The sequence below is a fragment of the Marimonas lutisalis genome, assembly GCF_005434965.1.
In the GTDB taxonomy this organism is placed as follows: Bacteria; Pseudomonadota; Alphaproteobacteria; order Rhodobacterales; family Rhodobacteraceae; genus Marimonas_A; species Marimonas_A lutisalis.
Genome location: NZ_SKCI01000003.1, coordinates 404,402 through 417,185, shown reverse-complemented (window position 1 = coordinate 417,185; position 12,784 = coordinate 404,402). Strand labels below are relative to the sequence as shown.

The window sequence follows — 12,784 nt, the reverse complement described above, 5'->3', positions numbered from 1 at the left end:
GGTTTCAATCTTAGTGCAGGACGGGTCTTGGCGCTACGCTCGGGGTGGCCAGCGAAGTGGGGCCGGATGGCGAAGCCGGCCACTTCAGGACCTCCAGGGCCATTGGCCGATAGCCCAGCGATGAGTGCGGGCGTTTGGTGTTGCGGTGCCGGCGTCAGTTCTCGATGGCGATCTTCGCCTCGGCGAGGCTGAAGAAGATCTCTCCGTTCAGGAGTTCGTCGCGGAGCTTCTCGGTGAAGCTCCCGCAGTAGCCGTTCTTCCACGGACTGCCAGGCTCGATTTCGGCGGTTTTTGAGTCGACGGCTGGCATCAACTCTCTCACGGCCATGGCAATGAACTTCGGACCGTTTTCGGGACTGATGTGATCGGGCACGCCCTGCAGGATGAAAAGGTCGGACAGCACGTCGATGACATCCGTTGAGCGGAGTTTCCTTTCAATGCGGATATCCGTAGCGCCTGTATTCAGAGGCAAGTGCGATGATGTCCGCGGTAAGCGCGTCATCATTGGCGCGGCCTTGCCGCACCTTCCGCTGGGTTTACCGATGCTGACCTAGAACTCGACAGGCGAGCCGAACGGTACCTAGCCACGATGCCAAACGCACCTGGCGGATTTCGCCAGCGCAGGAATTGGATATTGTTTCCCGGCTGCAGCGCGTAAAATTCTGCCTAGAATTGTCTGTTAGCCTATTGTTTGTCGTGGCTTGGATCTATACCTTCTTTGTCGTGCCGAAGGCATTCGGGGAGCGTGGTGTGAACATAACCGTACTACAAGGACGTCGTAAGCTGTTGCGAATCAGCAGCTCTTGATGTCAGGCGACGCAAAAGCGGCGGTGAAACGGGTTTAACTTCAAGAGGATTCAGTCATGACACCATCGAAAGCTTTGGTCCTCTGTTTGGCGGTTTTACCGATGCTTGCCACGACTGCGTGCAACGCGCAAAACCAGTCGGATCAAACCCAGAGCCAGCGCGAAATGTCTTCCTCGACGCCAACCGATGATTGCCCTGTGATCGAAAGCAGCAACTGGGTCGTAAAACTCACCCCGGCTCCGCATGATGGGGCATCCCCCCTCCTTTTCGTGAGCGGCGATCTCACGCTGCCCACACCAGGATATACTGTCGGCCTGAAAATCGGAAAGGCAGATCGTTCTGCAGTGCCATCGGTCTTCGCGGTGATTTCCACGACACCGCCGGACGGAATGGTTGCACAGGTGCTGGATACCCAGACGGTTTCAATGACAGCAGTTGCACCAGCCTCCCGCCTGCGCTCCGTCATCGTGATCTGTGGCAACACGCGCTTGTTCGAAAGCAGCGAAGCGATGATGGTGAAGGCTGGTGATTGAAACCGCTCTGTTGTCTTGGTTGCAGGATCCGTGATGATGTCCGATGGTTTGACCGGCAAGAGGTCAAACGCCTTCGTTGCGGCGGTCACCGGGCCAACGTCGCTGCGGTGACTGTAATTGGCAGCATCAGCACCGACGAGAGGAGTGGATCCGAACCGTTCCTCGCCCCCACTCCATCGACGCTCAGTCGCTTTCCAATCAACTGCACTATCTCGGGCGAGTCTGCGAATTTTGAGTGGTTTGAACCATTCACGTCGATCTCAGACAGATCCAAGATTGTCACGCCAAGTCCTGCCAGATCTTCAACATCCTCATTGCCGACCCGCGGCACTCCTCGCGCAAGAATCCGGGAAAAACTCAAAGCCCGGTCGTCGTGAGAGATAAGAATGTAAAACTGCCGTTCATTGTCAGCAAACGGTGCCAGCTGCTGCCGGAACAGATCGGCGTCAATGTCAGGTGCCGCCAAAATGACATGGCGAAGCCGACCTGTCCGGTTCAAGGTGCCGTTAAGTTTTGCCTGTCGCATTGCTTCGACCGTCAGCAGATTGCCCATGGAATGCGATAGGACATCAACGGCCTTTGCGTTGGTTTTCGAGATAAGATTAGCACCGAGCAACAGGTCGTCCCGCGCGATCAGGACGCTGTTCATGTCATAAACGTAGTCCAACAAATGGCCGCCGGAGGCCCAGCTGAACAAAACTGGAACGCCCTCATAGCCGGAATCCTCAACGAATTGACCCATCCGAAGAACTGCTTCTGACAAGGTTGTGTTGTAGCCATGCACAAAAACCAAAACGTTCCGGTTGTGGACAGAGCGCCGGTTCAATTCTGCCTGCAAGGCGGAGACGAAATCGCCTTCGGACGCAAAGATTGCTGGATCGGTTGCGGTGAAATGCTCCGTTGGACGGGGGATGCCGGACCGGGGGCTCTCTATCTTGCCGGGTGTGTGGTTCGGGGGCACACTGACCGTCAGTTTCGCCAACCCAATTTCTGAAGATCGTTTTCCCGAGAACAAAATGGTTGGATCACTGTCCGGAGCACGCGAGGTCAGGATGAAGATCTCGTGTTTTCTGAGATTTTCGGCAGCATCACCATTCTGAGGTTCGGCTGCCAGGCCGATCATCCCGCGTTCCGCCGGACCGCAGCCCACAATTGCAAGACTTGTAACAAGCAATAGAACACAGGCCTTGAACTTCACCTCGTCTACGCCAAAAAACATCGGAAGATTTCTCCCCAGTGTATAGGTTGAGCGTAAACATGCAACGTGACCTGCCCCCCGCGAGATCCCTCAGTCATAAATGAGAGTCTGCAGGTTGGATCAGGTTATTCGGGTTGCCCGTCTTGCGCAAGCGCACCGGGCGCGGAGCCCTCAAATTGCTCAAGCGTCCGGCACACTTGCAGCGGTGTCTGGTTGCCCAGCGATGATTGCGGTCTGACTGTGTTGTAGTCATAACGCCAGAAACGGCTCTTCCGCATTCGTCTGCTCCTTCAGGGTCGGCGCAGACTCAACATCCCGTGAGGGATTTCTCGGGGGGTAGGTCAAACCTGTTCGGGCTTCGATTCTGCCCTGAATTGTGTCGGCGTCTTGTCGGTCCATCGGCGGAATGCCCGGTTAAGGGCCGCCGGACTGGAGAACCCCACATCAAGTGCGATTTGCGAGACGGGCAGCGCCGTCTTCGACAGAAGGTCTTCGGCGACGCATTGGCGCATGTGGTCCCTTATCTGGCTGAAAGAGGAGCCCATGGCCTGCATGATGCGCTGGACGCGGCGTGGATGCAGGCCACAGATCGCGGCAAAGCTTTCAAGGTGCAGATCGGGATGTGCGATATTATCCCTCAGCATGCCGCGAAGATAGGTCAGCGTCGCTTCGCTGTGGTCGTCGGGGCCGAATTCCCCGCGTGGCAACGCGGCCAGTGCCCAGTCCAGCGAGAACGGTGCCCAAAGCCAGTGCGGCGGAAATGAAATCCGCAAACCGTCGATCGGGGATGTGATGAGCGCCCGCTTCGGAAGAAAACCCGGCGGAAGCCCCTTGGTGGTCGGGACAGTGATCAGGATGTCTTTCGGGTCGAAAGTTTCACCGATCCCTTTCTTTATCAGAGTCACAAATAGTGTCACGCCGATTGCATCCAACTGTGTTGAGGGCTTGTGCGCCTTGACGGTGCGGTGCACCTCGAAGCTTGCAGCATCGGGGGTGACGGAAACGGAGTGCCGCACGTTATCAACCTGTTTTGGGACTTCCACCACCAACCGGGACAGAAAATCCCCCAAGGTAAGAGCATGGGTCGCCGCTTCCCGGAACGCCGGCGTTCCCTTGCTCGCGGTCTCGATTGCCACCTTTGCACCGAAATACGGATCACCAAGAGTTTCCGCCATATCCTCAATCGCGGCATAACAGGTGAAGGCGTCAACCAGCTTCGTGGGGTCGGTCATCGCGGCGTGGGGAATGCCGTTTCGGGCCAGAAGCGCTTCGATATCGCCGCCCCGCAAGGTGAAGGCCTTTGCGAGCGGGTAAAGAACCAACATCGCGCGCGTGAATTTCGGGTCAGATTTCCTGCTCATCGGCGCCGGTCCGTCCTCCCTTGTCGGTTAACCCCCTGTGCCAAGAATATGCCTCCACTGGCATGGAATGCAAATAGATCGCCTTACGGCCGTGGTAGGCTTGAAGCCAGAGGTGAAGAGACTCGGGCACCTTGCGCAAAACGTCGATGACGCTTGCCGGCACAGGGGCCCGAAGCCCCATTCGCAGAAAGGAGATTCCTTCAATGAAACTACGCAAGACCATCATAGCCCTTGTGGTTTCCGCGGCGGCCACCTTCGGCCCGGCATACGGCCAGACAACAGACGCAGATGCGGTTGGAGCCGCGATCGAGCGGGTCGCGACACAGCTTGCCGGGCGCATCGGTTTCGCGGCGCAGGAAATCGGCGGCGGCGACGTCATCGCGTTCAATGGCGATGAGGCCTTCGCCATGGCCAGCACATACAAGGTTGCGATCGCCGCTGCGGTCTTGGATCGCGTCGACAAAGGCGAACTCAGCCTCGACCAGATGGTCGATGTCACACTCGACATGATGATGATCGGGGACGCTGCGCTGAACGGCACATTCGTTCACCCTGGGCTCCAGTTGTCGATCGCGAACGTGATCGAGGTGATGATCACGGAGAGCGATAACACGGCGACCGACATCTCGATGGGACTGGCTGGAGGACCCGCGGCGGTGACCCAATATCTGCGCAGGATCGGGATCAGCGATATCAGAGTCGATCGGCCCACCGGCGAGATCATCGGGGAGTTCTATGGTTTGCCGGGACCGGCCACGCATAAACTCGCCACAGAGGTCTTCAAGGCCCGGCCGGAACTCTTGAAGATCCAGGCTGACCGCAATCTGGACTTCGAGGCAGATCCCCGCGACCAAGCAACGCCGCTTGCGATGCTGCAACTCCTGCTTGCCATCGACAGCGGCGCGGCGACAAGCGCCGAGAGCCGCGACTTCCTGATTGACGTCATGTCGCGCACGCGCACCGGCGCTGGTCGGCTCAAGGGACTGCTGCCCCGGGGAACGCCCGTGGCGAACAAGACCGGAACCATCGGCGGAGTGGCCAATGACGTCGGCTATATCACGCTTCCCGACGGTCGTCGGTTCGCCATCGCCGTGTTCACCAAGAGCAGCGCGACATCCGAGGCAGACAGGGACCGGGCCATCGCCGAAGTCACCCGCTCACTGTTCGACTACTTTTACGTTGGGCGGATGGCAAAGCCGTAAGCGGGCAAACTGTGCGCGACGCAGGCTGTACCAGTGCAACCCTTCCAGACGAGGACAGAACTCCCAGGGAAGGAACGTTGTTGTGCCAACAGGAGAGATCCAATGAGCAATGAAATGAAAAGGAGAAATCCAATGAAGAACCTAATGAAACTGTTATTTACAGCGACGGTTTCGTCATCACTCGCCATTCAGCCGGCGATTGCACAGCAGGCCATGACACAGGAACAGGGCCAGGCGACCTTTGATGCGGTCCTCGCCGAAACTGCTGAAATGATCAAGGAAATGAACATCCCGGGGCTTGGTGTCGGGGTCATCCATGGGGCCAACACTTACAGCGCCGGTCTCGGCATCACCAAGGTAGGCACCGACGAGGCCGTTACCCCCGATACGCAATTTCAAATTGGCTCGGTGACAAAAACCTTCCTGTCGACAGTGGCCCTGCAGCTGTCCGAACGGGGCGAGCTGGATTTGAACGCGCGTGTCGTCGACCTTCTGCCGTGGTGGAGGGTCGCGGATGCGGAAGCAACGTCGAAAGCCCGGGTCGTTGACCTGTTCCACCATCGCGCTGGTTGGTATGGCGACCATGGGTTCCTTCGTGTTCCTCCGGGTGGATCGATCAGCGAGAAGGTCATGCTCCAGGCGGCTTACGTCGAGCAGCTCTATCCGTTCGATCAAACCTGGATGTACAACAACACCAGCATCACCTTTGCGACCCATGTGGTGTCGCATGCCGGCGGAAAGTCGATCGAGAACCTGATCGAAGAGAACCTGTTGACTCCGCTCGGCATGGATTCGTCATCCTTTAACTACGACCCCACCCCGCCGGCTGAAGGCTACGCATGGGGTCATCCGCCGATCTACGGCGAAGGCGACATCAACGATCTCACGCCGTACTACATTCCGCTGATCAGAGAGTCCGCAGCCTCCGGCGCGCTCCGGTCGACGATTAACGACATGCTGAAATACGCCCGCTTTCAGCTGGACGGCAAGGACGCCGCCGGGAACCAGCTGCTGTCCAAAGAAGCGCTGGACTATGCCCACGCTCCGGCAGTCGAGGCTGAGGCCGGCGACTTTACCGGGTTGACATGGTTCATCCACGATTACGACGGGGTCACCAGCCCCAGCCACGGCGGGAATTGGCCCGGCACGCGGTCCTTCCTGCAGTTGATCCCGGATCGCGACTTTGCCGTTGTGGTTTTGGTCCACAGCGATCGCGGATCCGAGGCCTACAAGAAAGTTGCGAATGCAATGGTCAAAGCCTTCACGGGAATCGAGGCCAACTCTCCGGTCGCAGCGGGTGTTGATCCGGCTGTGCTCGATCCCTTCGTCGGCGTCTTCAAGGGGAATTCCCAAAACATCGAGATCCGCAAAGAGGGCGACAAATATGTGTTTGTCCAGTTCTCCGCATTGACCAGCGGATCGGATCCTGCGCCTGCCAATGTGGCCAACACGGCTGATGGCTATTTTATCATCACCGAAGGCCCGAACGAAGGAGCCCTTGGCGAATTGCTCGAAGATCCGTCTGGCGAACTCAACTACGTGCGATTCAACCACCGGATCTTCATTCGGGGTGAAGGTGCGGTCGATGAGTTCTCGCTCTCCGGGACTGTCTTCGAATAGCCGGGGCGACAAGATCCTCGGATAAGGTGGAGGGGCGATCCTGCGCAGTGCAGATCGACCCCTCCACCGAACCCCAAGACCGTGACAGCGGCGGCACGTGCCGCCGGTGTCGGATTGTGAGTTCGGGTGTCCCGGAAATTTGGCCTCGGCTATGCGACCGACGACGCCCGAAACGACAACCAAGAAGATATCCTTACGTCACATAGGGCCAGTGTTTCTGATCGCAGGGATCAGGACCATTCCAACCGGCGCGCGGCACAGTGCGATACATGCTGAATGCAAGACGGTGATGCAGAACCTCAAGAGATGAGCAAGCTCGAAGGGATAGAGGAATGACTCAGACCCCCATCAACAGTCTCGGTTCTCCGGCGAAAATCCATCGCCGCGGATTTATTGCACTTGTCGCGGCTTTTCCATTGGCGGCGCGCGCAGATCCGTCGTTGGGGGACGATTGGATCCCGCTCGGAGAGAGCAGGGTCAACCTTTTCAAGAATTTGAGCATTATTCCGGTCACGTTGGCAAAAGGGCTCTTTACGGGCCTTGTTGTCGAAGCCGTAGACAAGCCGATCTTCATCGAAAGCATAGAGGTGACGTTCAGCAACGGGGAAACATCCGAGCTGCGTGTCCGGTCGGTGATTTCGGCCGGAAGCCGGACCCGCAAGATGCTCCTGCCCGGCCTTGTGCGCGGCATTCGGACCGTGAAGATTATCTACAAGCGCGTTCCGACGGGGGGCACCGCAACGGTCCGAATCTACGGAAGACGCAGCGACGTATGGTCTAGATGATAGTAATCAACGAACGACTTCTCACCCTGCGCGCGCTTTTCGCCGCGATGGCCTCGATCCAACTGGTCACGGCTGCGTCCGGAACGCTCGTCGCCCTCGACTTTGCCGCGTCCGGTGCCTCGCAGGAAGTTGCGGCGCTGGCGCCGGCATTCTACTCGTTCGGCTTCCTTGTCGGCTGCTTTCACACGGCCGGCTGGATCACGCGGATCGGCCACATCCGATCCTTCGCTGCCGGCGCGGCGATCTGCATAGCGTCGACATTGGTCTTCGCCTTGACCGACTTCGTTCCAGTTCTGCTGGGCGTGCGATTCACCACTGGTCTTGCGACGGCGGCCCTTTTCGCCATCGGAGACGCCTGGGTCAGCCAATCGGTGGATGGAAACAGCCGAGGGCGCTTGCTGGCCATTTATGCAATCCTGCTCGGCGCCCTTTCCGTTGGCAGTCAGATCATGATCCCGGTTCTTCCCGACGATCTCAATGTCGCGTTTGTCGTGGTTTCGCTGCTGTACTGCCTTGCCATCGTCATTCTGACAGCCGCCCGAACTGATCCGCCATCGGTACACGCTGATGCCTCGGTTCGTCTCAAGGCGGTGTTCCGGGACTCCCCGACCGCATGGATTGGTTCGTTCACGGTCGGCATGGTCGCAACCACGCTTCTCAATGTTGCACCATATCGAGCGGCCACCCAAGGTATCGACGCCGAGGAGATCGCGCTTGCCATCGGTGCTCTTTATCTGGGTCGTATCGTTTTCATGTATCCCTTGGGATGGGCGTCAGACTTTTACGATCGCCGCAGGATAATCGTCGCGAACGGCTGCGTGGCATCTGCTGTGTTGTTGCATCTGTCAATCGTCGGCTCCGGAGACGGCGCGGGTTACAGGGCCGTCCTGGGGACCAACATGCAATGGGCGCTTCTTGGCTTGATCTTTGTTCTCGGAGGCGCCCTTCTTACGGCATACTCTTTGCTTGTCGCTCATGCGATGGATCGCACGGTTCCAGTTTACGTGGCGTCGACCACAGTCACCTTGCTGTTCGTCTGGACAATGGGCGCCGTCACAGGCCCCCTTCTGACGAGCCTGGTTTCGGCTGCATTCGGAGACGAAGCCGCGAGTTGGCTGCTCACTTTTCTGATGGTGAGCTACACGAGTTACGTCCTCGTCAGGCTCAAAAGAGCAAAGGCCTCGGACAGAGCCGAGAAGACCGCCTTCGTATCAACCGAGACGAGCAGTCTGGAAGTCGCACCGAACCAGAAGAAAAAGGCTAAGACATGAGCCTGCGGGCCACGCCTTCGATCTCATTCGGGCTCACATCAAGGGGTCTTGGCGGCCAGATGCCACCGTGATGCCCGGCGGATGTGGCGTCTCAATGTGGAGATGGTTCGACGTCAGTCCCATCCCCTCCAACAGTCGCCTGTCAAACCTCTGTTTGTAGGGAGCTCTCGGATTTCTTCTGGAGGATTGGAGCGCTCCGTCAGCATCCCAAGCGTCCTGGGCACTCTACATGTGCACTCCGTGTGCAACCGCATCGCATGTCCGCATAAACACCGACCAGATCGACCGTGGCGCGAACCTTCTCGTAGCGTCGTGCGAAAACTGGACTGATAAGCCCTTCGCCATCAATCCTGCTTTGCTGACTGTTTGGGCGAGTGAGCATCCGGAGAAACTTCGACAGACGATGGACGATCAATCCTCGTGTCCGGCATGTTTTGCCTTGCTACGAAGCTTTTCACTCCATGCATCACCTAGGCCAACACCGTCTTCGATCGCTTTTCTCAATAGTCTGCCATAGGTTCTCTGCTCGATCTTGCGCTGGTCATTGGACATGAGGCGAGTAGTAATAAGGCGTTTTGCAACAGCAAAGACATCCTTCTTCGAGGCATTTCTGTGCTCAGCGGGTTGCCGGTCGAGGTCCCCCCACTGATCAGGACGTTGAGCCTCGCCTCGACCAAGGTCTGCAGCGCGGCCTCAAGGCTTTCCTCGGCGAGTGTGGCGATGTTCTCCATCTTCTCGGCGCGGAGTGCATCGAGCGAGACGGCCTTGCCGAAGAGATAGGTGGGGGCGTAGTCCCGGACGCTGCCTGAGGCGAAGAGGCGGATGGTGATCGAGGCGCCGTGATCGATGGCGGGCGGCACGGCGACCTGGACCCGAAGGGGGCGGCAAGCATATTCCACCTTGCCCGAGACGAGCGGGTTCTTTTCAGAGACGCGGGCCTTGGCGTCGCCGACGATGGTCTGGGCCATGTTGAGGGCGGTGGTCCGGTCCACGGTCTGGCCTTCGTGGCGCATGGTGGCATCGCCGGCGACCTCGAGCCAGACCTTGCCGTCCGGGGTCAGGACGCGGGTCCAGAGGATCAGGATGCGCGTCTGGTGCATTTCGATACCGGAGGGATATTGGCCAAAAAAGCTGTAGCCTCGGGGGATCAGGATCCGATCCTCGGAAAGCGCCGGGACCGGTACGGAGACGACCGCAACCACCGAACCGAGCAGGTCGCTATTGATCGCGTTCTGGAGCGCAGCCTGGATAACGGACCCGTGAGTCAACGTGCGTTCGGGATGGGTGAGACGGGCGGCCTGAGTATCGCTGAGAAGATCGACATTTGACAGTTGGGCGGGCGGCGACGGCCGTTCGCCTTTCTTGACCTGCAATAGTTGGCGGGCCTGCAATTTTCTCTGGACTTTGACTGCCGGTGGAGCGCCACTGACGTCACCGACCATTGAGTCTCCCGCCCGGATCGCCGGGCTTTGGCCGGTACGGGGCGTGGGAGCCCTGCACATAGATGGAGACCAAAATGACTGCACAAATCACTGAAGCCCGTGCGACCGAGCTGTCGAAAACCAAGACTCTCAAACCAGAAATCACAACCAAGACAGAGATGTTGCGCAAGCTGCTGTCGCGGCGCAACGGCGCAACGGTCTCGCAGATCCAGAACCGTCTGGACTGGCAGGCCCACACGGTCCGCGCCGCGATCTCGCGGCTGCGATCTTCGGGCCTGTTGATCGAACTTGATCGTTCCAGCAAGTCGGCACGCTATCGCCTGGTGTCTGGAGAAGGCCAATGAGATCGGCGACATCCAGTCCGGAAATTCAGCGATTGGAAGGCGCAAGCGCAGCCACGCTTCGGCAACTTTGGGCTGAAGCCAGGGGTGTCGCGCCGCCAAAGACCTTCACCGCCCGCCTGATGCGGCTGGCACTCGCCTGGCAGGCACAGGTGGGAATGGAGGGCGCCGAGCCTGCCAAAGCGCGTCGTGACTGGAACCGGATCATCAAGGAAAGGGAAGCAGGCGCGGCCAAGGGCACGGCTGGAAAGGTTCTGGCCCCAATTGTCCACGACGGCACCCGCCTTCTGAAAGACTGGGGCGGGGCAACCCACGAGGTGCTGGTCACCGAAGGCGGTGCCGTGTGGAATGGTCAGAGCTATACGTCCTTGTCCGCCGTGGCACGGGCGATGACCGGGACGAACAGGAACGGACCAAAGTTCTTTGGGCTGCGTGAAGGGGGTATGCAATGATCCGCCAGCGCTGCGCCATTTATACCCGCAAATCGACTGAGGAGGGGCTGGAACAGGACTTCAACTCACTGGATGCACAGCGTGAAGCCTGTGCGGCCTACATCCTGAGCCAGAAACATGAAGGATGGTCAGAGCTGTCGAAACGCTACGACGATGGTGGATTCTCTGGCGGATCTATGGATCGCCCTGGCCTCAAGCAATTGTTGGAGGATGTGCGCGGTGGGCGCATCGACGTCATTGTCGTCTACAAGGTGGATCGCCTGACCCGGTCGCTTGCTGACTTCGCAAAGATGGTCGATGTGTTTGACGGGGCAGGGGTGTCGTTCGTATCTGTCACGCAGGCTTTCAATACGACGTCATCGATGGGGCGGCTGACGCTGAATGTGTTGTTGTCTTTCGCCCAGTTCGAACGCGAGGTAACAGCCGAGCGCATCCGGGACAAGGTTGCGGCCTCCAAACGTAAGGGCATGTGGATGGGAGGCGCCGTGCCGATGGGCTACGACGTCAAGGACAAGGCGCTGGTCGTGAACCAAAGTGAAGCCAAGGCGATCCGGAAAATCTTTGCCGAGTATCTGATCGCAGGGTCGGTGCGACAACTCTCGGTACGGCTGGCCGAGCTGGGCGTTGTCAGCAAACGACGGACCGACAGGCATGGGTGTAGAAGTGGCGGAAGAGCCCTTTCACGCGGTGCGCTCTACAACATCCTGCGCAACCCGATCTACATCGGTAAAATCCGCCACAAGCAAGAGCTGCACGAAGGGTTGCACGCGGCCATCATCGATGACGCGACATGGAGGCAAGTGCAGGCCTTGCTTGCGGGTCACGGTGGCAAGAAGATCAGCGCGACCAGGCGCTCTGCTCGACGCCCATTGGACGGCTTGCTCTTCGACATTAGGGGTAGGCCGATGCGCACGACCTACGCAAGCAAGTCCATTCGTCGAGATGGAACGACGCGGACGAAACGCTATTGGTATTACGCATCGAAAGTATCGGGAGCAGAGGAGAAGAAGAACACGGAGCTTTTGCCTGCCAATGAGATCGAGCGCCTTGTTCTAAACAGCTTGAAGAACAGCCTGAGCGACAAGACCTGGTTGGCGGATCGGGTGATGCGGGTCAAGGGGGAGGCGGGCGGCGTACGAATTGCTGATTTCCTACGGGCGGCAGACGCCTGGTGCACAGAGATTGCCGCACACGAAGACGATACCAACGGGCTGAACTTAGCCGGCTTGATCAATCAGATTGATGTCCAAGAGGACCGCCTGTGCATCCAGCTTAATCTGCATATGCTTCTCGATCCGAATGCAACCTGTGCTCCAATAGCGGCGAACATCGAAGCACCGTACCAGAAAAGCCAAAATGGACGGGCCCGGCCGATCGTAATCGCTCCTGAAGGCGCGATACGAAGAGACCCGGACCTCATCACGCTTGTCGCCGATGCAAGACGATGGGCAGGCGAGGTTCTTGAGGGGAAGACTTCAACAATTCGGCAAATCGAAGAGCGGGAAGGGTTACGTAGTGGGTCTGTCAGCCGCATTCTTCCACTCGCCTGGCTGGCCCCGGACATTACAACGGCCATTCTCGAGGGCCGCCAGCCACCCCATCTCAATGCGAAAGCACTGCGCAGCCTTCCTGACCTGCCTCTGGACTGGAAAGAGCAACGTCAGATTCTTGGATTCCCGCAACTCTAAACGAGTCAAAACGGCCCCAAGACCTCACGCGCAATTGCCCCGTTGAGACTTTCTCCGAACCTACCCCGAAACGCCCTTGATCAG

Annotated in this window: 10 protein-coding genes and 4 pseudogenes; 8 read left to right on the top strand and 6 right to left on the bottom strand. The window is 58.5% G+C overall.

Annotated elements, in window-relative coordinates:
• Positions 1-10: 10 nt before the first annotated feature.
• Positions 11-445, bottom strand: a pseudogene (locus E0501_RS15185) (integrase core domain-containing protein); the annotation flags it as partial.
• A 418-nt stretch (positions 446-863) separates the two neighbouring features.
• On the opposite strand from E0501_RS15185, the gene E0501_RS15180 reads away from it, so the two are divergent.
• Positions 864-1,340 (top strand): hypothetical protein, encoded by a 477-nt coding sequence (locus E0501_RS15180; protein WP_137702220.1) that lies wholly within the window; start codon positions 864-866, stop codon positions 1,338-1,340.
• 85 nt (positions 1,341-1,425) lie between these two features.
• Here the strand turns inward: E0501_RS15180 and E0501_RS15175 are convergent, their stop codons facing one another.
• The 3 genes and pseudogenes from E0501_RS15175 to E0501_RS15165 form a co-directional block, all read right to left on the bottom strand.
• On the bottom strand, positions 1,426-2,559 hold the full coding sequence (locus tag E0501_RS15175; RefSeq protein ID WP_137702219.1) for an alpha/beta hydrolase: 1,134 nt from the start codon (positions 2,557-2,559) through the stop codon (positions 1,426-1,428).
• Positions 2,560-2,663: 104 nt separating this feature from the next.
• Positions 2,664-2,813 (bottom strand): annotated as a pseudogene (locus E0501_RS15170) (IS3 family transposase); the annotation flags it as partial.
• 66 nt (positions 2,814-2,879) lie between these two features.
• Positions 2,880-3,899, bottom strand: coding sequence for an AraC family transcriptional regulator (locus tag E0501_RS15165; RefSeq protein WP_235857870.1), 1,020 nt, complete (start codon positions 3,897-3,899; stop codon positions 2,880-2,882).
• Between the two features lie 203 nt (positions 3,900-4,102).
• On the opposite strand from E0501_RS15165, the gene bla reads away from it, so the two are divergent.
• From bla to E0501_RS15145, 4 genes are all read left to right on the top strand, one after another.
• Entirely contained in the window at positions 4,103-5,101 is a 999-nt protein-coding gene (gene bla / locus E0501_RS15160) for a class A beta-lactamase (protein WP_137702218.1), read from the top strand.
• A 102-nt stretch (positions 5,102-5,203) separates the two neighbouring features.
• Positions 5,204-6,721: a serine hydrolase domain-containing protein gene (locus tag E0501_RS15155; RefSeq protein WP_205123505.1), complete on the top strand. Its 1,518-nt coding sequence runs from the start codon at positions 5,204-5,206 to the stop codon at positions 6,719-6,721.
• 332 nt (positions 6,722-7,053) lie between these two features.
• A complete protein-coding gene (locus E0501_RS15150; RefSeq protein ID WP_137702217.1) occupies positions 7,054-7,506 on the top strand; it encodes a hypothetical protein in 453 nt (150 codons plus the stop codon).
• Positions 7,503-8,777, top strand: a complete 1,275-nt coding sequence (locus E0501_RS15145) for an MFS transporter (RefSeq protein WP_137702216.1) — start codon at positions 7,503-7,505, stop codon at positions 8,775-8,777. Before E0501_RS15150 ends, E0501_RS15145 begins: the two co-directional genes overlap by 4 nt.
• A 622-nt stretch (positions 8,778-9,399) precedes the next feature.
• Here E0501_RS15145 and E0501_RS21830 read toward each other — a convergent pair.
• Positions 9,400-9,877, bottom strand: a pseudogene (locus E0501_RS21830) (type II secretion system protein E); the annotation flags it as partial.
• Positions 9,878-10,219 (bottom strand): annotated as a pseudogene (locus E0501_RS21825) (TrbI/VirB10 family protein); the annotation flags it as partial.
• A 62-nt stretch (positions 10,220-10,281) separates the two neighbouring features.
• Here E0501_RS21825 and E0501_RS15135 point away from each other — a divergent pair.
• Genes E0501_RS15135 through E0501_RS15125 form a run of 3 tightly spaced genes read left to right on the top strand, consistent with a single transcriptional unit; the run spans position 10,282 to position 12,700 of the window.
• Positions 10,282-10,563 carry a DUF3489 domain-containing protein gene (locus tag E0501_RS15135; RefSeq protein ID WP_137702215.1) on the top strand — a complete coding sequence of 94 codons (282 nt, stop codon included), beginning with the start codon at positions 10,282-10,284 and terminating at the stop codon, positions 10,561-10,563.
• Positions 10,560-11,012, top strand: coding sequence for a DUF2924 domain-containing protein (locus E0501_RS15130; RefSeq protein WP_137702214.1), 453 nt, complete (start codon positions 10,560-10,562; stop codon positions 11,010-11,012). The genes E0501_RS15135 and E0501_RS15130 overlap by 4 nt, the downstream gene beginning before the upstream one ends.
• On the top strand, positions 11,009-12,700 hold the full coding sequence (locus tag E0501_RS15125; protein WP_137702213.1) for a recombinase family protein: 1,692 nt from the start codon (positions 11,009-11,011) through the stop codon (positions 12,698-12,700). The genes E0501_RS15130 and E0501_RS15125 overlap by 4 nt, the downstream gene beginning before the upstream one ends.
• The last annotated feature ends 84 nt before the right edge of the window (positions 12,701-12,784 follow it).

Excerpts from the sequence above, each read along its gene's own strand:
- E0501_RS15180 (WP_137702220.1), top strand. The coding sequence starts at position 864 with ATGACACCATCGAAAGCTTTGGTCCTCTGTTTGGCGGTTTTACCGATG.
- E0501_RS15175 (WP_137702219.1), bottom strand. The coding sequence starts at position 2,559 with ATGTTTTTTGGCGTAGACGAGGTGAAGTTCAAGGCCTGTGTTCTATTG.
- E0501_RS15165 (WP_235857870.1), bottom strand. The coding sequence starts at position 3,899 with ATGAGCAGGAAATCTGACCCGAAATTCACGCGCGCGATGTTGGTTCTT.
- bla (WP_137702218.1), top strand. The coding sequence starts at position 4,103 with ATGAAACTACGCAAGACCATCATAGCCCTTGTGGTTTCCGCGGCGGCC.
- E0501_RS15155 (WP_205123505.1), top strand. The coding sequence starts at position 5,204 with ATGAGCAATGAAATGAAAAGGAGAAATCCAATGAAGAACCTAATGAAA.
- E0501_RS15150 (WP_137702217.1), top strand. The coding sequence starts at position 7,054 with ATGACTCAGACCCCCATCAACAGTCTCGGTTCTCCGGCGAAAATCCAT.
- E0501_RS15145 (WP_137702216.1), top strand. The coding sequence starts at position 7,503 with ATGATAGTAATCAACGAACGACTTCTCACCCTGCGCGCGCTTTTCGCC.
- E0501_RS15135 (WP_137702215.1), top strand. The coding sequence starts at position 10,282 with ATGGAGACCAAAATGACTGCACAAATCACTGAAGCCCGTGCGACCGAG.
- E0501_RS15130 (WP_137702214.1), top strand. The coding sequence starts at position 10,560 with ATGAGATCGGCGACATCCAGTCCGGAAATTCAGCGATTGGAAGGCGCA.
- E0501_RS15125 (WP_137702213.1), top strand. The coding sequence starts at position 11,009 with ATGATCCGCCAGCGCTGCGCCATTTATACCCGCAAATCGACTGAGGAG.